Annotated in this window: 22 protein-coding genes and 1 riboswitch; of the genes, 18 read left to right on the top strand and 4 right to left on the bottom strand. The window is 28.4% G+C overall.

Going from position 1 to position 19,327, the window contains the following annotated elements:
* Window positions 1-47 precede the first annotated feature (47 nt).
* From OXH55_RS08650 to OXH55_RS08575, 16 genes are all read left to right on the top strand, one after another.
* On the top strand, window positions 48-728 hold the full coding sequence (locus tag OXH55_RS08650) for a response regulator transcription factor (protein WP_268049491.1): 681 nt from the start codon (window positions 48-50) through the stop codon (window positions 726-728).
* The gene (locus OXH55_RS20115; protein ID WP_268049489.1) at window positions 718-2,112 is read left to right on the top strand and encodes a histidine kinase dimerization/phospho-acceptor domain-containing protein; all 1,395 of its coding nucleotides are present in this window, start codon (window positions 718-720) and stop codon (window positions 2,110-2,112) included. Before OXH55_RS08650 ends, OXH55_RS20115 begins: the two co-directional genes overlap by 11 nt.
* Window positions 2,113-2,271: 159 nt before the next feature.
* On the top strand, window positions 2,272-2,844 hold the full coding sequence (locus OXH55_RS08640; protein ID WP_268049487.1) for a cyclase family protein: 573 nt from the start codon (window positions 2,272-2,274) through the stop codon (window positions 2,842-2,844).
* 15 nt (window positions 2,845-2,859) lie between these two features.
* Window positions 2,860-3,303 carry a MarR family transcriptional regulator gene (locus tag OXH55_RS08635; RefSeq protein ID WP_268049485.1) on the top strand — a complete coding sequence of 148 codons (444 nt, stop codon included), beginning with the start codon at window positions 2,860-2,862 and terminating at the stop codon, window positions 3,301-3,303.
* A 299-nt stretch (window positions 3,304-3,602) separates the two neighbouring features.
* Window positions 3,603-4,265, top strand: a complete 663-nt coding sequence (locus OXH55_RS08630) for an epoxyqueuosine reductase (protein WP_268049483.1) — start codon at window positions 3,603-3,605, stop codon at window positions 4,263-4,265.
* Window positions 4,266-4,560: 295 nt separating this feature from the next.
* Window positions 4,561-5,238 (top strand): hypothetical protein, encoded by a 678-nt coding sequence (locus OXH55_RS08625; protein WP_268049482.1) that lies wholly within the window; start codon window positions 4,561-4,563, stop codon window positions 5,236-5,238.
* Between the two features lie 20 nt (window positions 5,239-5,258).
* Window positions 5,259-5,498, top strand: a complete 240-nt coding sequence (locus tag OXH55_RS08620; RefSeq protein ID WP_268049480.1) for a hypothetical protein — start codon at window positions 5,259-5,261, stop codon at window positions 5,496-5,498.
* An 80-nt stretch (window positions 5,499-5,578) separates the two neighbouring features.
* Window positions 5,579-5,890: a hypothetical protein gene (locus OXH55_RS08615; RefSeq protein ID WP_268049479.1), complete on the top strand. Its 312-nt coding sequence runs from the start codon at window positions 5,579-5,581 to the stop codon at window positions 5,888-5,890.
* A gap of 540 nt (window positions 5,891-6,430) precedes the next feature.
* Complete coding sequence (locus OXH55_RS08610; protein ID WP_268049477.1) at window positions 6,431-6,901, top strand: NUDIX hydrolase; 471 nt, start codon at window positions 6,431-6,433, stop codon at window positions 6,899-6,901.
* Window positions 6,902-7,183: 282 nt separating this feature from the next.
* A riboswitch (TPP riboswitch) is annotated at window positions 7,184-7,293 on the top strand.
* Between the two features lie 78 nt (window positions 7,294-7,371).
* Window positions 7,372-8,031 (top strand): thiaminase II, encoded by a 660-nt coding sequence (gene tenA / locus OXH55_RS08605; RefSeq protein WP_268049475.1) that lies wholly within the window; start codon window positions 7,372-7,374, stop codon window positions 8,029-8,031.
* A 7-nt stretch (window positions 8,032-8,038) separates the two neighbouring features.
* Window positions 8,039-8,791 carry an ABC transporter ATP-binding protein gene (locus OXH55_RS08600; RefSeq protein WP_268049474.1) on the top strand — a complete coding sequence of 251 codons (753 nt, stop codon included), beginning with the start codon at window positions 8,039-8,041 and terminating at the stop codon, window positions 8,789-8,791.
* Window positions 8,788-9,531 (top strand): ABC transporter permease, encoded by a 744-nt coding sequence (locus OXH55_RS08595; protein WP_268049473.1) that lies wholly within the window; start codon window positions 8,788-8,790, stop codon window positions 9,529-9,531. Before OXH55_RS08600 ends, OXH55_RS08595 begins: the two co-directional genes overlap by 4 nt.
* A complete protein-coding gene (locus OXH55_RS08590) occupies window positions 9,528-10,535 on the top strand; it encodes an ABC transporter substrate-binding protein (RefSeq protein ID WP_268049472.1) in 1,008 nt (335 codons plus the stop codon). Before OXH55_RS08595 ends, OXH55_RS08590 begins: the two co-directional genes overlap by 4 nt.
* A gap of 511 nt (window positions 10,536-11,046) precedes the next feature.
* Window positions 11,047-11,712, top strand: coding sequence for a hypothetical protein (locus tag OXH55_RS08585; protein WP_268049470.1), 666 nt, complete (start codon window positions 11,047-11,049; stop codon window positions 11,710-11,712).
* Between the two features lie 345 nt (window positions 11,713-12,057).
* Window positions 12,058-12,591 (top strand): flavodoxin domain-containing protein, encoded by a 534-nt coding sequence (locus tag OXH55_RS08580; RefSeq protein ID WP_268049468.1) that lies wholly within the window; start codon window positions 12,058-12,060, stop codon window positions 12,589-12,591.
* Between the two features lie 356 nt (window positions 12,592-12,947).
* Window positions 12,948-13,475 carry a GNAT family N-acetyltransferase gene (locus OXH55_RS08575; protein ID WP_268049467.1) on the top strand — a complete coding sequence of 176 codons (528 nt, stop codon included), beginning with the start codon at window positions 12,948-12,950 and terminating at the stop codon, window positions 13,473-13,475.
* A 145-nt stretch (window positions 13,476-13,620) separates the two neighbouring features.
* On the opposite strand, the gene OXH55_RS08570 is transcribed toward OXH55_RS08575, so the two are convergent.
* The gene (locus OXH55_RS08570; RefSeq protein ID WP_268049465.1) at window positions 13,621-14,082 is read right to left on the bottom strand and encodes a DUF3888 domain-containing protein; all 462 of its coding nucleotides are present in this window, start codon (window positions 14,080-14,082) and stop codon (window positions 13,621-13,623) included.
* Window positions 14,083-14,272: 190 nt separating this feature from the next.
* Between OXH55_RS08570 and OXH55_RS08565 the strand changes: the two genes are divergently transcribed.
* On the top strand, window positions 14,273-15,043 hold the full coding sequence (locus OXH55_RS08565) for a YoaP domain-containing protein (protein WP_268049464.1): 771 nt from the start codon (window positions 14,273-14,275) through the stop codon (window positions 15,041-15,043).
* A 242-nt stretch (window positions 15,044-15,285) separates the two neighbouring features.
* Here the strand turns inward: OXH55_RS08565 and OXH55_RS08560 are convergent, their stop codons facing one another.
* The 3 genes from OXH55_RS08560 to OXH55_RS08550 form a co-directional block, all read right to left on the bottom strand.
* On the bottom strand, window positions 15,286-16,446 hold the full coding sequence (locus tag OXH55_RS08560; RefSeq protein ID WP_268049462.1) for a MerR family transcriptional regulator: 1,161 nt from the start codon (window positions 16,444-16,446) through the stop codon (window positions 15,286-15,288).
* Window positions 16,447-16,630: 184 nt separating this feature from the next.
* Window positions 16,631-17,257 (bottom strand): DJ-1/PfpI family protein, encoded by a 627-nt coding sequence (locus OXH55_RS08555; RefSeq protein WP_268049460.1) that lies wholly within the window; start codon window positions 17,255-17,257, stop codon window positions 16,631-16,633.
* Between the two features lie 53 nt (window positions 17,258-17,310).
* Window positions 17,311-18,240, bottom strand: coding sequence for a helix-turn-helix transcriptional regulator (locus tag OXH55_RS08550; RefSeq protein ID WP_268049459.1), 930 nt, complete (start codon window positions 18,238-18,240; stop codon window positions 17,311-17,313).
* Window positions 18,241-18,532: 292 nt separating this feature from the next.
* On the opposite strand from OXH55_RS08550, the gene OXH55_RS08545 reads away from it, so the two are divergent.
* Entirely contained in the window at window positions 18,533-19,117 is a 585-nt protein-coding gene (locus OXH55_RS08545; protein WP_268049457.1) for an ATP-dependent Clp protease proteolytic subunit, read from the top strand.
* The last annotated feature ends 210 nt before the right edge of the window (window positions 19,118-19,327 follow it).

The raw sequence follows: 19,327 nt of genomic DNA, 5'->3' as shown, positions 1-19,327 counted from the left end.
ATTTTATTAATGGGCTATAATTTAAACCTGAAAGGAAAGAGATGAAAATGTATAATATTTTTCTTGTAGAAGATGAAAAAAACTTAAATGATATATTAGTTTTTTATTTACAAAATGAAGGTTATAAGGTTAAAAGTTTTATATGTGGATTAGATGCAGAAAAATATGTACAGGAAGAGCCGCATTTATGGATACTAGATATTATGCTTCCAGATATGGATGGATATGAACTTATTAAGAGGATAAAAAAACAAAATGATGATACTCCTGTGATATTTATATCTGCCCGAGATGAAGAACTAGATAGGGTAATAGGATTGCAAATGGGAAGTGACGATTACATAGCAAAACCCTTTCTTCCCATGGAGTTAGTTATAAGAACAAGAAAGCTTTTACAAAGAATTTATGAAAATAATAAGAAGTCTAAAGTTGTAAATTTACTGATAAATAACGCATATACTATTGATTTTAATAAGAGAGTGATTCTTGAAGAGAATAAAAGGATAGATATTACTTCAAAGGAATTTGATTTTTTATCTATCATAATTAATAATAAAAATACTGCTTTGTCACGAGAAGATATCATAAGTAAAATTTATGGTGAAGATTATTTTGGAAGTGATAGAACTATTGATGATTTAGTGAGAAGAATAAGAAAAAAACTGCCTGAATTGAGGATAGAAACTATATATGGATACGGTTATAGGTGGTGTGAAAGTGAAGACTAAATCACTAAATTTTCGTTTAATAATATCTTTTGGTGTGAGTATTTGCTTTTTTTCAGCAATCATATTTATGCTTTCAATAAAAGCTTTTAATAGTTATTATTACGAAGATATTTATAGAACTTTAGAAGAAAATGAAACTATTATTAGGATCACTGATATTGATGATTTTATAAAAGGTAAAAATCGAGATATAAGAAAAATAGAAGAAAAAGTATGGGTTAAAACCAATGAAAATGTTCTCATCAGAAAATTTAAAGATGGTCGTAGTAATATAACTGAACAAATATTATTAAAGGTTGAGGATGATATAAAGAAACAAGAGAAAGATAGTAAAAGATATGTTATGGATGTAGAAGATAGGCAATTGTTTTATGTTATAACAAAATATAAAATTTCACGCAACGATAGTAAAAAAAAGGCTACTGATAAAAAGTATTCTAGTATTAAAACTTCAGAGGGTTCGTGTTATTATAAAGTATCTTTTAAATGGAAGGTAGAAGATGATACTCTTGAAAAAAGATTGTTTATACAGATATGTATTTCATTCCTTTTGGGTATAGGAATGATGTTTTTAGTTGCATTTTATTTATCAAGATATTTGACAAGACCTTTGGTGGAACTGGAGAGTTATGTTGGAAATATATCTAATAGAGAATTAAATGTACCTATAAAAATGAGCAGAGATGATGAAATAGGATTTTTAGCAAATTCAATTGAAAAAATGAGAAAAGAATTATTAAAATATGATGAAGATCAAAAATTCAAATTACACGCTGTATCCCATGAACTAAAAACACCTATTATGGTAATAAAAAGTTATTTAGATGCTATAAAGAGAGGATTATATCCAAAGGGAAATTTAGATGCTTCTTTAGAGGTAATAGATGAAGAGTGTAATAGACTGGAAAAATTAGTTTATAACCTATTGTATATGCAAAGGTTAGACTATTTAGATAGTGAAATAAAGAATAGAGAAAAAGTAAATTTAAAAGAAATAGTACAAGAAGTTATAAAAAGTTATTCACTTCAATTAAAACAATTAGACATGCAATTAAATCTTGATGATGTAGTTATATATTCAAATTATAATCAATTAAAGGTTATAGTAGAAAATATTTTAGACAATCAAATCAGATATGCAAAAACCTTAATAAAAATATCTTTAAAAGAAGATAGTGAAAAGATTTATTTAAACTTTTTTAATGATGGTGAATCTATTGAAAAAATAGAAGATATATTTAAATTGTTCAAAAAAGGAAAAAAGGGACAAAGTGGTATAGGTCTGTATATAGTAAAGAGGATTTTGAAAATATATGATGGTAAAATATATGCTAGAAATGTAGAAAACGGTGTATGGTTTGAAATAGAAATTGAAAAATGTTAAGAGGAATAGCTAATGGAAATTAGTTAGAGGGGGACATAGTACCTAGGATTATGAAGAAAATAAAATATAGTTTACAAGGAAACAAAAATAATGTATTATAGTTTACGAGGAAACTATAATACATTATTTTTTAGTTTAAAGGAAAAAAGGAGCGATAGTATGATAGATATAACAATAAAATTAGATAATAATCATAAGGTTTGGAAGTGGCTAGAATTTCAAGAAAATAAGCTAGTAAATGCAGGACATGTCGGTACTCATATAGATGTGTATAAGAGAAGTAATATTCCAATAGAGTACTTCAAAACTAGAGGAGCTTTAATTGATTGCACAAGTTATGGTTTGGATGAAGAGATAGGGATAGAAGTATTAAAAGACATAGAAATAGAAGAGAATAGTTTTGTAATATTCAAAACTAATATCCAAATTAAGTATCCATATGGAAGTGATATATATGTAAAGCAACACCCTGAGCTTAGTTGGAAACTTATAACTCATTTACTTGAGAAAAAGGTGTGCTTTATAGGAATTGATTGTGCAGGAATTCGTAGAGGTAAGGAACATGTTCAGGCAGATGTAAAGTCAGAAGAAAATAATACTTATGTTATAGAAAACTTAGATTTAAGCAAATTAAATATTAAAACAGATAGTAAATTTAATGTTTATACTATGTGGATAGAAAATCCATTTGCAACTGGATTAGCTACTAGAGTTTTAGTTGATGTAATATAAATAGGGGGTAGAAATATGAATGACGAGTTAATGGTAAAAAAATTAATGGAAATTTACCAACTATTTGAAGAGTTTAACGAGAAAGCTTTTTTAGAGAATTATAGTAATTTGAACATAAATGAGGTACATGCTATTGATTATATAGGTAGAACGGAACGTGCTAATGTGACTAAAATTACAGAACACCTAAAAGTAACTAAAGGTGCAGTCACCAAAATAACAAAAAAGTTGATGGCTAACGAATATATAAGTTCATATCAAACCGAAGAAAATAAGAAGGAAAAATATTTTAGTCTCACAAAAAAAGGCAAAGCGATTTTTATCAAGCATGAAACTCTACACATGGAAGCCGTGAGAAGAGATAAGAAGATATTTGAAAATTTTAATGAAAGTGAAAAGAAAGTTATATTTAGATTTTTAGACATTGTAAAAAAAGACTTTGATGAAAAGCTGAAGTAGTATATCAAAGTGTACACGTAATAAAGAGAATAGAATAATTATAATATGGAATATCAAGACTTTCCAAAGTATTTAGAAGTACATTACAAAATGGCTAATTGGGAGGAAAACAATGATTATACAAAAATCTTGTTCAAGAATTCAAATGGCTGAACTATATTAATATGCTTGAATTATTAACCTTTGAAAATAATAAAAAAGTTTTAATTGAAGTTAGAGATTTTCTGAATGATTTATTTAATTAATTAGGATTTTTCTTAAATTATTTTATAACTGAAAGACAGTAGGGGGTGTCACATATGGTGAATGAGTTAATTTCTGAGTTAAATACCCGTGGTGTAAATTTTATCAAGACAGTTGATATATCAATGCTCTCGGCAAAAGAAAATAGGGGATACAGCGCTGCTATTTTGATAGGAATAGTTTTAAGCCCCTGTTATATTTTTCGTCTATCAAAAGAAAATATATTAGATTATTCCGAGTTTTCGGAAAAGGAACATAGTACTGATAAACTTGCAGAATGGACGGCTGATTTTATCATTGCAAAAGGATACAAAGCCTTTGCCCAATCGGAAAGAAATCTTGGTTTGCATGGATTTTATGATGAAACTACGAAAACCACTCCACTTCCACATAAAAAAATTGCCATATTGGCTGGAGTGGGTTGGATTGGAAAAAACAATTTGTTAGTTACCGAGGAATACGGAAGTGCATTGTGTATGTGTAGTATCTTGACAAATGCACCATTACCTACTGAAAATAGGCCAATAATAATGCCTAAATGCGGGGAATGTACTGTTTGTAAGGACATTTGCTCTGCAGGGGCTATCCATGGATCTACATGGGAAATAGGTATGAATAGAGATTTAATAGTCGATGTATATCACTGTAACGGTTGTTTAAAATGTTTATCTAATTGCCCTTGGACACAAAAGTATATAAATAATAATAGTTCTGAGTAAAATGAGGGGAATCTTTAGGGGATATTTTGTTGCTGATTTTTGCACTAATACCTTTTATATTTCTAATTGGAGTATTAATTTTACCTATATTGTAACTATAATTTCAAAAAGAGCTGCTGATTCAGTAGCTCTTTTAGTTTTAGTGAATGCAGTTTAATTGATATTATTCTATTTTATGCATTTAAGGTTTAATATGGTACAATTGGATATATATTGTTGAAGGCGATTTAAATGGAATAGTGATATTGCAAGAATTGAAATTCTTAATGAATTATGACGAAAGGAGAATTTTTATATGAAAGATAGGTATTTTATTCTATTTATTATATTCTTTGTTTTATCGTCAATAATAGGTAGAGTGAGAAAAATGAAAAGAGAAGATAAAGCCATTGCAATAGCTTTAAGAGATTGGAATTACTTAATCATTCTTTCTGGGGTTATTTGGTTTTTTATAGCATTTGCTTCTTTTACAAGGTTTAGTGAAGATTTTAAACAAGCATATTGGCTTCTAGTACCCAAATATATAAGCCAAAAGAAGTATTTACTTTTTCATTATGAAGATTTAATAAGTTTAGCAAATATGTTTGAGAAGAATAAAATGTATTCAGAGGCTATAACTATTAGTAGTTTTGCAGGATATGGATTAAATCAGTTTTACAATGGAATAGGACAAGTCTTAATAGGTATTATGTTGTTAGTAAGAAGTTTTGATAAGGATATTATATGTAAAGATGGTATATATACTAATAATGGAGATTATAAATGGAAAAACATAAAATTTTATAAATGGGGAGAACTTGAAAGCAAACAAAGTAGAAAAGAAAATTTAGAATATTATTGTCTAGAGTTTGAAGTATATAGCCCTCTAATAAAAAAAGTGTTTAAATATGAGGAAATCAAGCAAATTAATATGAAAATAAGTGTTAATGATAAAGAAAAGGTTGAAGAATTTTTAAAAGAGAAGAACAAGTAATTAATTCATGGGAGGGAAATATGTATAATTTTATTTGTCTGTTATTTATCATAGGAGGATTAATATATGAAAAATGGTGGAGACCCAAAGTTTGTGAAAAGAAAATTAGAGATAGAATAAGAAAAATGGGTGGAGAAGTATGGGGCATTGAACGACTTAGCATGAGAGAGGAAATATATAGTGTAATATACAGGATAGGAGAAAAGAATGAAAAAGGAGTTGTGAAATTTAATTTAATGTATAAACAAGATTGGAGATAAGTATTTTGATATGGGAAATCATAATATTTTTGTGAATATTTATATTATGTTGAGAGTTGTTTAAAATAAAATCAAATTTTATGGAGTTGCTTATCATCACAGCGTTAATTTTTACGTTTATTCCAGCACTTCATAATTTGAAATACTCTTATATTATTTCTGGATGTTCCTTTATTTTAGTAGGTTTAATAGGCGTTTTGATGAGAAATAACATAAAATCAAAGTTAAAAAGTGTAATTTGGGCAATAATAGGAACTTGTTTATATATTTCTCCATTCTATAATTTAGATCATTTCCATTATATTGCTGATTTGGGTTTTATATTAATGGCATTAATAGAGTTTAAATCTTTACAAGATACTAAGCAAGAAAATAAAAACATTTGTAAATGATAAAAAGTAATAACTATAAATATATCTATAATTTTAGGCTGCTGATTCAGTAGCTCTATTTGTTTTTTGAGAACTAATATGAAGTTCTTTTTGTATGCTTTTATTAGGGCTTATATGGTAAAATTAGATATATATTGTTGACGCATAATTGCAGTGAAGTGCGTTGGAAAGAATATATGATGTGTTACAAAGAAATTGTAAAATAAGATGAAATAAATATAAATGTATTAAAACATAAGCGTTTAATATTATAAATAATAATTTTTATCATTCAACGTAGTTACCCTAGGATTGTGTTATTATGTCCTAAATATCAGGATTATAATAGTTATTTCAGATAAAAATAACTTTTTACCTTTTTAATTTAGTGAATGATAGGGTTTATTTTGATTAACAAATTTTTTGAGGTAAATGAATAATTTAATAAACCATTTTCTTAAATGACCATATAAAAAGCTGATATTAAAAGAACGCGTTAAGTCATAATAGCAAAATATAGCGAACTAAAGATTAGTTATATATAAGGGAGGAGTGTGCGTAATGGATTGTGGATTTAAAAATAAAGATGGATGGTTTCGATATCGGGCTGCAGCAATAATTATTGAAGATGGAAATGTTCTTTTCGCAAAAAATGAATTAGATTCTTACTATTATTCTATAGGTGGTGGTGTACATTTAGGAGAAAAAGCAGAAGATGCAGTGAAGCGAGAAGTACTTGAAGAAACGGGAATTGCATATGAAGTTGACAGACTGGTATTTATTCATGAGAATTTTTTTGAAGGGTCAGGTACACTTGATGGCTTGATGTGCCATGAAATCACATTTTATTTTCTAATGAAATCAAGAGGTACAAAAGAGTTGAATAGCAATAGTTATACACAAGGGGTACGTGAATATATGCATTGGCTACCAATTAATAAGTTAAAAAATTATGTTGCATATCCAAATTTTTTTGCAGATAAACTGCTTAATTTTAAGAATGGTGTTGAGCATATTATCACTTGCGAATAATATGAAGTTGATTTGCTTCGCTTTTTTCTTAAATGATGATATAAAAGGCTAATATTAAACGAAATAGTTAAGACACAATAGCAAAATATGATGACATAAGTTAATAGGATAATAGGCTATAATTATTGGAGCTGCTGAAAAGTAGTTAAGAAGTAAAATTTATCATAAATGTTCTATTACAACGATCTAGTTTGGGTTGACGATATAATTATATTGTAGTAATATACATTTGTAGAAATAAATCGAATTAATGAGATAAAATTTAATAATGTAAAACTATTATAGTAATCCAAGGGGGGCTGGTGATGCCAGCTGAGAGTAAGAACGAAATTCTTAGACCCTATAACCTGATCTGGGTAATGCCAGCGGAGGTAGAGGCTTTATATATTGTAAAAATATAAGTACAAACCTCTTTTAGGTTTGTACTTATTGTTGTTTTATGGGAAAATATGAAATTTAGGGGGATTTAAATGAAATTTTCACAATATTTATATGAAAATGTAAAAGAAATTTGGAATTCTTATTATGAGCATCCTTTTATAAAAAAAATAGGTGATGGTACTTTAGAAATAGATAAATTCAAATATTATATGATTCAAGACTATCTTTACTTATTAGATTATGCTAAGGTTTATGCTTTAGGTGTAATTAAATCTGATACAGAAGAAAAAATGCAAGGGTTTTCTAATATGGTAAATGATACATTGAATGGTGAAATGAGTATTCATCGTTCTTATATGAAAAGGATTGGAATTACCCAAGAAGAAATTGAAAATACTGAAATGTCACTTGCTAATATATCCTATACCCATTATATGCTTGCGGTTTCTCAAAAAGGTACTTTAGCAGAGCTTTCAGTTTCATTATTAGCTTGTATGTGGAGCTATTTAGAAATTGGAATACATTTAAGCAAAATACCAGGTGCCACAGAACATGAATTTTATGGAGAGTGGGTAAAAGGTTATATTTCCAAAGAATATAAGAAGTCGACTCAATGGGTTATAGACCTAGTGGACGAGCTTGCTAATGATATATCTGAAAAAGAAATAAAGAAATTAACAGAAATATTTATAAATACTAGTAAGTATGAATATATGTTTTGGGATATGGCTTACAACGAGGGGATGTAATTTTTTTATGCTGAAATTTTGTAATGTTGATTTTAAATATGATAAGGACTCAAACTTTCTTATAGAAGATTTGAATTTTCATGTTAATAAGAGTGAATTTGTAAGTATAATAGGTCCAAGCGGTTGTGGGAAAAGTACTATATTTAGATTGATTTGCAGTCTTGAAAAAGCCGTCGGTGGAGATATTTTTGTTAATGGAGATAATATTAATAAATTGAAAGGGTATATAGGTTATATGCCTCAAAAGGATTTGCTAATCCCTTGGAGAACTATTTCTCAAAATACTTCTTTGCCACTGGAAGTAGGAGGTAAAACCTCAAAAGAAGCCAAAAAAAAAGCAGAAGAGTATCTGGAGGTTTTTGGCCTTCATAAATACAAAGATAAATATCCAAAGGATTTATCTGGTGGAATGAGACAAAGAGTTTCTTTTATTAGAACACTACTTACTGGGACGAAGCTTATGCTTTTAGATGAGCCTTTTAGTGCATTAGATGCAATAACTAAAATTTCTATGCAGGAATGGCTCTTAACTCAGTGGTCCACTTTGAAAAAAACCATAGTGTTTATAACTCACGATGTGGAAGAAGCTTTATTTTTATCTAATAGAATATTTGTTGTTTCTGAAAAACCAATAACTAAATTAAAAGAAGTAACAGTTCCTATTGGTTATCCAAGAAATAGACATATGTTAAATAGACCTGAAATATTAGACATAAAAGAACAACTTGTAAATGAGTTGAAACAGAGGATTGAATTATGAAAAAGTATAAATCATCAATAATTGTAAGTATTGTATTTTTTGGAATTTGGGAATCTATTGCAAGATATATAAATGCTATGTACATATTACCATCTCCAAGTAAGATTTTGGAGAAAATCTGGATATTGAAAGAACCTTTATTTTTAGTCCATCTTCCAGCCACATTATTAGTTACCTTTATAGGTCTTTTAGTATCAGTATGTTTGGGGGTTTCTTTGGCTGTAATCATGAATTTAAATGAAAAAATTCAAAAGGCACTATACCCTATTGTAGTAGTAACTCAAACTATACCAATTACTGCTATAGCTCCAATATTTGTTCTTTGGTTTGGGTATACAATTTGGAGTAAAATCATAGTAACTATACTTATTACATTTTTCCCTATAACTGTAAACGTGTACGATGGACTTAGGTCTACTAGAAGAGAAATGGAAGAGTTGTTAATTACTTATGGAGCTAGTAAAAAGAACATATTTATTAAATTAAAAATTCCTTCTGCTTTGCCATATTTTTTCTCTGCATTAAAAATATCTGTACCTCTTAGTGTAATAGGTGCTGCTATTAGTGAGTGGCTTGGAGCTCAATCTGGGCTTGGATATTTTAGTAAGAGAATGATGACTCAATTAGATGGTGCAGCTGTTTTTGCTCCAATAGTAATTTTATCTTTCGCTGCAATAATATTTGTTTTTATAATCAATATATTAGAAAATAAAATAGTAACATGGAGGAATGAAGTATGAAGAAACTAAAATTTTTACCAGTATTATTAGTGATAGTATGTTTTCTAGCTACAGGTTGTTCGAGTAAACAAGCAAGTACAACGGCTTCAGATAAGTTAGAAGATGTAGATGTAGTTCTTGATTGGTATCCAAATGCAATACATAGTTTTATATATGCAGCTATTGAAAAAGGATATTTTAAAGAAGAGGGATTGAATGTTAATATTAAATTTCCGTCTAATCCAACAGACCCATTATCTTTACCAGCAGCAGGAAAGGCAACAGTAGGTATTTATTACCAACCTGATATAGTAATGGCTAGAGTTAATGAAAAGATTCCAGTGAAATGTATTGGTTCTATAACTAAAACACCATTAAATGTTGTTATTTCTTTAAAAGATAAAAATATAAACACTCCAAAGGAATTATCAGGGAAAACTATTGGGTTTTCAGGAAATCCTTTAAATGTAGAATATGTTAAGACTATGGTAGAGGCAGATGGTGGAGATCCAAATTCATTAAAAATAATAGATGTAGGATTTGAACTATTATCATCAATGGTAACAAAAAAAGTTGATGCAACTACTGGTGGACTTATAAACCATGAAGTCCCTGTTTTAATCCATCAAGGAAAGAAAATAAATTATTTTGATCCATCTCAATATGGAGTACCTAACTATTATGAAGAAGCTTTTGTTACAAGCGAAACAACTTTAAAGGAAAAACCTGAAACTTTGAAGAAGTTTATGAAAGCTTGCCAAAAGGGATTTAATTTTATGAAAGAAAATCCAGATAAAGCATTGAAGATATTATTAGCAAATCAACAAAAGGATAATTTCCCTCTTGTAGAGGAAGTAGAAAAACAAAGTATGGATATATTGCTTCCTAAAATGGAAACAAAGGACAAACCATTCTTAAAGCAGGAAAAAAAGGTTTGGGAAGATAATATAAATTGGTTATATAAAAGAGGGCTTATAAAGGAAAAACCTAAAGCAGAAGATTGTTATGCAAATCTTTTAGATTAACAATTGTAAATACTTACATAAACAACATCACAAACATAAATGTTTGTGATGTTATTTGTATTTTAAAGTGGCTGGAGTAGGTTGGATTGGAAAAAACAATTTGCTAGTTACCTAGGAATACGAAAGTGCATTGTGCATGTGTAGTATCTTGACAAATGCCCCATTAGCTACTGAAAATAGGCCAATAATAATGTCTAAATGCGGGGAATGTAAGGGGCTATCCATGTCTCTATATGGGAAATAGGTATGAATAATAATAGTTCTGAGTAAAATTAGCGTAATGTACAGCTGATTTATTAAGTTTACCTATATTTTAACTATAATTTCAAAAAGAGCTGCTGATTCAGTAGCTTTTTTAGTTTTAGTGAATGCAGTTTGCAATATGATATGTTATATATTTAAGGAATTATATGGTATAATTGGATATATTGTTCAATGATCATTTAAATGGAATAGTGATATTGAAAAAATTAAAATTCTTAATGAATGATGACAAAAGGAGAATTTTTATATGAAACATAGGTCTTTTATTCTACTTATTATATTATTTGTTTTATCTTCAATAATAGGTAGAGTGAGAAAAATAAAAAGAGAAGATAAAGCCATTGCAATAGCTTTAAGAGAGTGTAATTACAATATTATTATTCCTGTTATTATTTTATTCCTATTAGGATTTGTTTCTTTTGCAAGGTTTAGTGAAGATTTTAAACAAGCATATTGGCTTCTAGTACCAAAATACATAAGCCAAAGGAAGCAGTTATTTTTTCATTATGATGATTTAATAAGTTTAGCAAATATGTTTAAGAAGAATGAAATGTATTCAGAAGCTATGACTGTTAATAATTTTGCAGGACATGGATTGAATCAGTTTTATGATGGAATAGTACGAGTCTTAATAGGTATTGTAGGGTTAGTTAGAATTTTTGATAAGGATATTATATGTAAAGATGGTATATATACTAATAATGGAGATTATAAATGGAAGAACATAAAATCTTATGAATGGGGAGAACTTGAAAGTAAACAAAATAGAAAAGAAAATTTAGAATATTATTGCCTAGAGTTTGAAGTATATAGTCCTCTAATAAAAAAAGTGTTTAAATATGAGGAAATCAAGCAAATTAATATGAAAATAAGTGTTAATGATAAAGAAAAGGTTGAAGAAGTTAAGACGTAATAGCAAAATTATATACAGTAAAGATTATTTATATAACCTGTATGGGAGATGATGAGATGAAAATGAGGGTGTATCCTTTAGTAAAAGTTATTCTTATGAGTCACTTCTTAATTATATTTCCGTTTGGATTAGAATTTATGACAATGATTTGAAGTGTTTTGATGATAAAATGACTGGATAGCATATGGATGTGCTAAAGATTATGAGCATAATCTTTAGCACTATAGTTAATGCACAACATAAAGAAATTGTGTATTAACAAGTATAAATGTATCAACACATAATCGTATAATATTGTGCATAATATTATACGTTCAACAATAAATTAATGAGGAGTTAAAAATAATGAAAACTATTGTAGTCTATAAATCAAAAACAGGGTTTGTAAGGAATTATGCAGAATGGATTGCAGAAGAACTATCAGCGGATATTTTTGAGGTTTCAAAAGTTAATATCAATATGTTAACAACATATGATACCGTGGTTTATGGTGGTAGTTTGCATGCAGTGGGTATTATTGGTGTCAAGTTCATTACGAAAAACATTGATAAACTAAAAGCCAAAAAATTAGTTGTTTTTGCTTCGGGGGCTTCTCCATCAAGTGAAGAAGTAATAAAGGAAGTTAGGAACAAGAATTTTACTTCAGACCAACAAAAACATATTGAGTTTTTCTATTTGCGAGGTGGGTTTAACTATAATAAACTACCACCTTTTGATAAAGTGCTTATGACATTATTGAGTTGGAAAATAAAGATTAAAAAGAAGCAGAAAAAAGAATTAATACCTGATGAAATAGGTATGCTTGCCTTTTTAGAAAAACCAGTAGATTTTACGAAAAAAGAGAATATAGATGAAATAGTTAGTTATATTAATTCATAATGTTCTTAAATCATGATACAAAAGGTTAAAAATCAAAGAAATAGTTAATACGCAATAGCAAAATTTTACGTCTCACCACTAAAAGCGCTAATATAGGTTATCACTTTTTACCTTATCCTTTGTTTTTAAAATAGTCCTCTCTCCTCTATTTATGCCATCTAATTATAACTAACTAGAGAAAATGCTTTTCCAGTATATGTTTATAAAACTTTAGTTTATTTTGGTATACTTGTACAAGTATTTATAGTTACGTAATTTAAATAAAGTGTCTCGTAAGAAGATATAATGTGTTAAGACGAAATTGTATTTTATTACGAAGATTATTTATATTTTACGTTGATCGGAGGGATACACATATGGATATCATTTTTGATTTAGGAAAAGCAAATGATATTGATGAATTAGAACAGCTTTATAACGATTTGAATGACCATTTGGCAAAAGGAGTAAACTATCCTGGATGGAGAAAGGGTATATATCCTGTTAGGCAAAATGCAATTGATGGAGTTAAACAAGGTAATCTCTATGTAGCAAAACATAATGGGAAAATCATTGGTTCTATTATTCTAAGCCATGAACCTGAACCTGCATATTATAAAGCTAAATGGGAATTTGAGTCTGACTATTCAGATGTTTTTGTTGTACATACATTTGTAGTGCATCCAAAATTTTTGAAATGTAGTGTAGGCAAAGCATTAATGGACTTTTGTATTGAACACAGTATTAAATCACAAGCTAAGTCAATTAGGTTGGATGTTTACGAAGGTAATATACCTGCCATTAGGCTGTATGAAAAATGTGGTTTTAAATATATTGATACAGTTGACTTAGGACTTGGAAACTACGGGTTGAACTGGTTTAGACTATATGAAAAATTACTGTGAGATAATGAGCATAAGCTCATGTAGCATTTATTACATAATCTAAAGATAATACGACACAAATAAAATAAGAAGTTTGGTAACAAATTTCAACTATTGACTTATTATCAAACTCCTATGTGTAAACAAAAATGTATTTTTAGTCTAACTATAATTTTAAATCTTCATAGTATTTTTTTAAATGTGGTGGAATTGGAAAACTTTTAATATGCTCAAATTTTTCAACTTCAGTTTTAACTGGACTTACTCTAATAATAATTTCATCAATGCCTATAGTATTGTGTGCTCCAACAAATGGGTCTACTTGAAGTTTGATTAAAAAAGTGAAAGCACTATATGTTGGTCTTTCTATTTTTAAAAATTCTACGGAAAATAAATCATATTGAAGCAATTTACCATATTGTTTAGTTATTTCATCGGTAATGTAAGGTTCAAGAAGAGTTACAATTATATCTTTATATAGTTCTTCTACAGAGCCTTCAGTAGGAGTATATTTATAAGGGATGCCTTGTTTAGCATTATTTCCTGGTTCAGTAGAAATTGCATTAGTATTAGTAGAAAAACATATTAAATACATTGTTAAACAACAAATAGTAAATATTTTTTTCATTTTATTATCACCTCTAAAATAGTTGTCTTTAATAGTATTTCGTATTATATGTTTTATATAAGTTTACAACATCACAATATTTTTAAATAATGATGTAAAAAGTAAATTATTGAGAAAGTAGTTAAGATATAATAGCAAAATTATGTGTAACAAAGGTTATTTATATAATAGGAAAATGAGGGAAATAAATATGGATATAATAACAGTTACAAGTGAAAATTTAGAACAAGAACATATATGCTGTGCTATTACAAACAACAAAGACTGTCAGGTTGCATCAAAAAAAGCATGGCTGGCAGAACGGTTTAGTGATGGGCTTGTTTTCAAAAAAGGTAATGTTAGAGGCAAATGTTTCATTGAGTATATACCAGCCGAAAAAGCGTGGTGTCCAATTAATGCAGAGGGATATATGTATATTGATTGCCTGTGGGTTTCAGGAAAATTCAAAGGACAAGGCAACTCTACTTTACTTTTAGATGAGTGTATCAAAGATAGTAAAGAAAAAGGTAAAAAAGGACTTGTTATACTGTCATCCAACAAGAAAAGACCATATCTTGCTGAACCTAAGTTTTTGAAACATAAGGGGTTTAAGGTGGTCGATAAAGCCGAGCCCTATTATGAGCTTATGTATCTTCCTTTTGAGAAAAATGCGTCATGTCCTAAATTTAAGGACACAGTAAGAAATTCTGTAATTAGTGAAGGTGGATTTGTTTTGTATTACGCACACCAATGTCCTTTTACCGTAAAATATGTGCCTATTATAGAAGCAATTGCAAAAGCTAAAGGCATCAAATTTAAGACCATTCGTTTTGAAACCACAGAACAGGCACAAAACGCTCCTACTCCTTTTACATCATATAGCTTGTTTTATAATGGGGAATTTGTAACAAATGATATTCTTTCTGATAAGAAATTTCAAAAAATAATAGCCGAAAAAGGACTATCTACACTTGCAAAATGAGCATAATCTTTGCTATTATTAACACATATTCTAAAGAAATTACGAAGTAATGTTTTGATACATATCTATATAATCCAAGGAGCTGGATGTTTTGAAAATAAAAAAAGAATAATGTTTTAACAGATACATACTAGTCTGATAATACGAACTAAAAAAGCACTTTTTATAAGTGCTTTTTTATAATATATTATGTATTTATCCTATTATCTGCTTAACGTATCTTTTTGACAGCTTTTAATTCATTACTTGTTATTTTCAGAATAAAATTTTAAAGCTTCTCCAATAAATTTAGATGCACCACTGCCGTATTTCTTATCGATTGCTTTGATAAACTTAGGCTTTGATAAATAAAGATCAGCCGTAAACCCCAAATAGTTATCTCCCATATCTACGTTTAAAGATTCTTGTTGTTTTTTAGTTATATCTGCAATTTTCTCAATAATTTGTTGAATATCTTTTGAAGAAGGATCTTTACTTAAGTCAGATGTGAGATTTTTATATAGTATATTTATTTTAGGCTGCTTATCTCCCAAATAATTTTTTAGAGCTTCTCCAATAAATTTACAGGCACCATTTCCATATTTCTTATCAACTTCTTTTATCCACTCAGGATTTAATAAATAATTTTGTACCATATAGTACCAATGATTGTCTCCCTTATCCATTTTGAAAAGTTCATAATCTTTTCTAGCTGTATCTGATATTTCTTCAGCAATTTGTTGAATCTCCTTTGAAGAAGGATCTTTAGTTAAATCAGATACAAGCTTTTTATATAGTTCTTTTAATTTAGGATGCTTATCCTCTAAGCAATCTTTTTTAAACTCATCATATTGTTCTGCTATAGTTACTATATCACTATTAAAATTTTTCTTTATAGCTTTAGCATATTTTTCAATACTTCCATATTGCTTTATAGCAATTTTAGCAATTTCAGCTTCATTAGATTTACATTTTTCAATAAATTCATTATATTTATCTACACTACCCCAACTTTTAATGATTTTATTCTCATGTTCTTTTTTAAACTCTTCCAAAACATTAAAATATTCACTCATATCAAATTCTTTAAAACTCATTGTATTTTCTCCTTTTAATGTTTTATTTATAAGCTCAATTAAACCATTTAATCTATTGCGTTTTAAAATAAGCAACTTTTTTTGATTTTCTAGTGCTTTCATTTTATCAAAGTGAGCACTAACCATGATCTCTTTAACTTCCTTCAAAGGAATATCAAGTTCTTTAAAAAATAAAATCTGCTGCAAGATTTCAAGAGCTTCTTCGTTATAAAGTCTGTAACCTGCATCTGTGATCTCACTTGGTTTTAATAATCCGATTTTATCGTAGTAATGTAGTGCGCGCACACTTATTCCTGTCAAATCCGAAACTTGTTTTACTGTTCTCATTACTGCACCTCAAAGTTTGATTTTAGAGCTATCACTACTATTTAATACTCCGCTGGCTGTGAGTTTTTGTTAATATAGGTAAGCTCTACATATATATTGCACTATGACGTGGCGTTAGAGTCAACACTTTTTCAAAAAAATTTAATCCTACATTAAAAATATTGTTATAGCTTCACTACTTAGGTTAAATACTCTGTGAAATAAGCTCTGTATAGTATTTAGGGTCACCGGTAGAATAATAGTTGTACCATGATTCAATAATCTCACAAGGGAAAACATTCAAATATTGTATAATGTGTTTTGCCCACAACAAACCTCCTGCTGAACTTGCAGTTATCAAGTTACAATCTACAAAAGCTGGAGAATTAACATATAACCCTTTACCACTATATTGTTTTGAAAATAATGTTAGGTAATCTAAAGAATTGCTTGTATGCTTGAATTTATCTAAAACTTTTAAATCAGCCAAAGCAAGTGTAGCTCCACATATAGCCCCTACAAGAATACCCTTATCTATATATGATAAGGCGTTTTGTAAAATCTGATTATTTTCTTCATTGTTCCATGTTTCTGCACCAGGCAAAAGTAAGGCAACCATATTATTTTCATCTATTTCATCTAATAAACAGTCTGGAGTGATAGTTAATCCACTAATTGTTTGTATTGGATTCTTACTAGTACTAACAGTTTTAATTTCAAACTCGTTATTTTGTTTTTTTAACATAGATTCCATACTAATAGCTTGTAGAATATAGCCAACTTCCCATTCAGCCATAGATTCTAAAATGTAAAGATATATAATTTTCTTCATTCTGTTCCTCCTTAAATTAATTTTAAAACAGTATAGCATAAGAACAGTGACACCTATATGTCACTGTTCTCATAATTTTTTATTAAAGTATTTTTCAAATGTTCCTTAATTCTTTGCTGGTAGGATAAAGGTGAAAGAACTTTAATTTTTTCTCCAAAACCTAAAATGATGGAAAACATAATAAAGTCATTTTCTTTTATAGTAACCTTTTTAACTATAGATGTTTCCGACACATTGATAACATCACCATGAAAATATTCATTAATCAAAGCCTCGATTTCTTTAGAATATTCAATAGTAACATATATATTGTGTTTATCTCTTTTTTCTTCATAATCATCAAGTAGCTTTGCTACATCATAATCATTATCAAAATACTCCTCACTTATTTCTAAATTTCTCATTCTTACTATCTTAAACATGCGAAAATCACTTTTCTCTAAATCATAACCAAAAGCATACCAAGAGTACCATTTATAGAAAACATGTATGATATTACATTTAACTATTCGAGTGTCACTATTGAGGTTAGTGTATTGAAATAAGACTGTTTTATTATGTTGAATAGCTTCTTTTAACATAGAAATATAGGAAATTATACTTCTGTTCTCATTTACTATAGAAAAATCAATATTTAGTGCATGATTATTATTTTTATCAGAATATATATGTTTTACTTTTTCATATGTTTCATGAACCTTTCTTTCACCATAAACACTTTTCAAGCTTTGCAGCGCAAGTAGAATATATTCAGAGTTGGCATTATCAATTATTTTTTCATTCAATTTATAATCACGATTAATTGAATAACCACCTTTGGACCCTATTTCAGAATAAATTGGAATCCCTGCTAATGTCAATGTATTTATATCACGAATAATTGTTCTTCGAGAAACATTAAAATGTTCAGCTAAATTATTTGCACTAACATTATCTCTATTTATTATATAAAATAATATTCCTAACAATCTTTCAATCTTCATCATCTCACCTCGATTCAATATATATAGATTTTATAGTGTTACTCAGCAAATGGCAACGAATTTCAGCAAATTAGAACTCCTTAATAATAATAGATTATATTAAATATGAACCTGCCAAACATTCAAAGGAAGAACTATATCAAGATATTTTCTGTTCTCTGCTTATACCATAAGTGGGCGTTTTTATCTTTCAATTAATAATTCATAGGATAATTATGTTATAATTGGTTAAAAAGGTAATAGTTTCATTATTATCAAATCTAAATATATTAATTGATAGGAGAATGATACTATGAATAATCAAGAGGAAAAACAAGAAAAAGAAGCTTCTGGCTTAGTACTAGAAAAACTATTGCAATCCAGAACAATCATTATTTCTGGAGAGATAAATCAAGCTTTAGCTGAAAAAATAACTACACAACTTTTAATTCTACAAGAAATGGGAGATCAACCTATAAAGTTATTTATTAACAGTCAAGGTGGTCATGTTGAAGCTGGTGATACAATTCATGATATGATTAAGTTTGTTAAACCGCGTGTTATTGTAATTGGTACTGGTTGGGTTGCAAGTGCCGGTATCACAATCTACCTTGCTGTTGACAAACAAGATAGGTATTCTTTACCTAATACGAGGTATATGATACATCAACCATTAGGTGGCTTCAATGGTCCAGCTACAGATATCGGTATTGAGGCAGAAGAGATATTGAGATTACGTAAGAGAATTAATAGCATCATTAGTGAGGCTACTGGTCAATCGTTAGAAAAAGTAGAAAAAGATACAGATAGAAATTATTGGTTAAATGCTTACGAAGCAATTGACTATGGAATAGTAAATCAAGTTATTTCAAAGTATGAAGAACTAACTGATCTATAATTTATTAGTATACTGATATTGCTTATTTAACAATAGGAGTTCCGTCACTATTTTCTTAAATCATGATTTAAAAGATTAATAATCCTAGAAGTAATTAAGACACAATAGCAAAAAAGTACGACATAAGTGAATAGGATAATAGGGTATAAATATTGGAGCTGCTGAATTAGCAGCTCTATTTGTTTTTGAAAACTAATATAAAGTTCTTTT

It is taken from the genome of Clostridium ganghwense (assembly GCF_026735165.1).
In the GTDB taxonomy this organism is placed as follows: Bacteria; Bacillota; Clostridia; order Clostridiales; family Clostridiaceae; genus Clostridium_H; species Clostridium_H ganghwense.
This window is presented reverse-complemented; position numbering and strand designations above follow the sequence as displayed.

Excerpts from the sequence above, each read along its gene's own strand:
- OXH55_RS08640 (WP_268049487.1), top strand. The coding sequence starts at position 2,272 with ATGATAGATATAACAATAAAATTAGATAATAATCATAAGGTTTGGAAG.
- OXH55_RS08600 (WP_268049474.1), top strand. The coding sequence starts at position 8,039 with ATGCTGAAATTTTGTAATGTTGATTTTAAATATGATAAGGACTCAAAC.
- OXH55_RS08560 (WP_268049462.1), bottom strand. The coding sequence starts at position 16,446 with ATGAGAACAGTAAAACAAGTTTCGGATTTGACAGGAATAAGTGTGCGC.
- OXH55_RS08570 (WP_268049465.1), bottom strand. The coding sequence starts at position 14,082 with ATGAAAAAAATATTTACTATTTGTTGTTTAACAATGTATTTAATATGT.
- OXH55_RS08620 (WP_268049480.1), top strand. The coding sequence starts at position 5,259 with ATGTATAATTTTATTTGTCTGTTATTTATCATAGGAGGATTAATATAT.
- OXH55_RS08595 (WP_268049473.1), top strand. The coding sequence starts at position 8,788 with ATGAAAAAGTATAAATCATCAATAATTGTAAGTATTGTATTTTTTGGA.
- OXH55_RS08575 (WP_268049467.1), top strand. The coding sequence starts at position 12,948 with ATGGATATCATTTTTGATTTAGGAAAAGCAAATGATATTGATGAATTA.
- OXH55_RS08565 (WP_268049464.1), top strand. The coding sequence starts at position 14,273 with ATGGATATAATAACAGTTACAAGTGAAAATTTAGAACAAGAACATATA.
- OXH55_RS08610 (WP_268049477.1), top strand. The coding sequence starts at position 6,431 with ATGGATTGTGGATTTAAAAATAAAGATGGATGGTTTCGATATCGGGCT.
- OXH55_RS08590 (WP_268049472.1), top strand. The coding sequence starts at position 9,528 with ATGAAGAAACTAAAATTTTTACCAGTATTATTAGTGATAGTATGTTTT.
- OXH55_RS08635 (WP_268049485.1), top strand. The coding sequence starts at position 2,860 with ATGAATGACGAGTTAATGGTAAAAAAATTAATGGAAATTTACCAACTA.
- OXH55_RS08615 (WP_268049479.1), top strand. The coding sequence starts at position 5,579 with ATGGAGTTGCTTATCATCACAGCGTTAATTTTTACGTTTATTCCAGCA.
- OXH55_RS08650 (WP_268049491.1), top strand. The coding sequence starts at position 48 with ATGTATAATATTTTTCTTGTAGAAGATGAAAAAAACTTAAATGATATA.
- OXH55_RS08625 (WP_268049482.1), top strand. The coding sequence starts at position 4,561 with ATGAAAGATAGGTATTTTATTCTATTTATTATATTCTTTGTTTTATCG.
- OXH55_RS08550 (WP_268049459.1), bottom strand. The coding sequence starts at position 18,240 with ATGAAGATTGAAAGATTGTTAGGAATATTATTTTATATAATAAATAGA.
- OXH55_RS08545 (WP_268049457.1), top strand. The coding sequence starts at position 18,533 with ATGAATAATCAAGAGGAAAAACAAGAAAAAGAAGCTTCTGGCTTAGTA.
- OXH55_RS08580 (WP_268049468.1), top strand. The coding sequence starts at position 12,058 with ATGAAAACTATTGTAGTCTATAAATCAAAAACAGGGTTTGTAAGGAAT.
- OXH55_RS08585 (WP_268049470.1), top strand. The coding sequence starts at position 11,047 with ATGAAACATAGGTCTTTTATTCTACTTATTATATTATTTGTTTTATCT.
- tenA (WP_268049475.1), top strand. The coding sequence starts at position 7,372 with ATGAAATTTTCACAATATTTATATGAAAATGTAAAAGAAATTTGGAAT.
- OXH55_RS08630 (WP_268049483.1), top strand. The coding sequence starts at position 3,603 with ATGGTGAATGAGTTAATTTCTGAGTTAAATACCCGTGGTGTAAATTTT.
- OXH55_RS08555 (WP_268049460.1), bottom strand. The coding sequence starts at position 17,257 with ATGAAGAAAATTATATATCTTTACATTTTAGAATCTATGGCTGAATGG.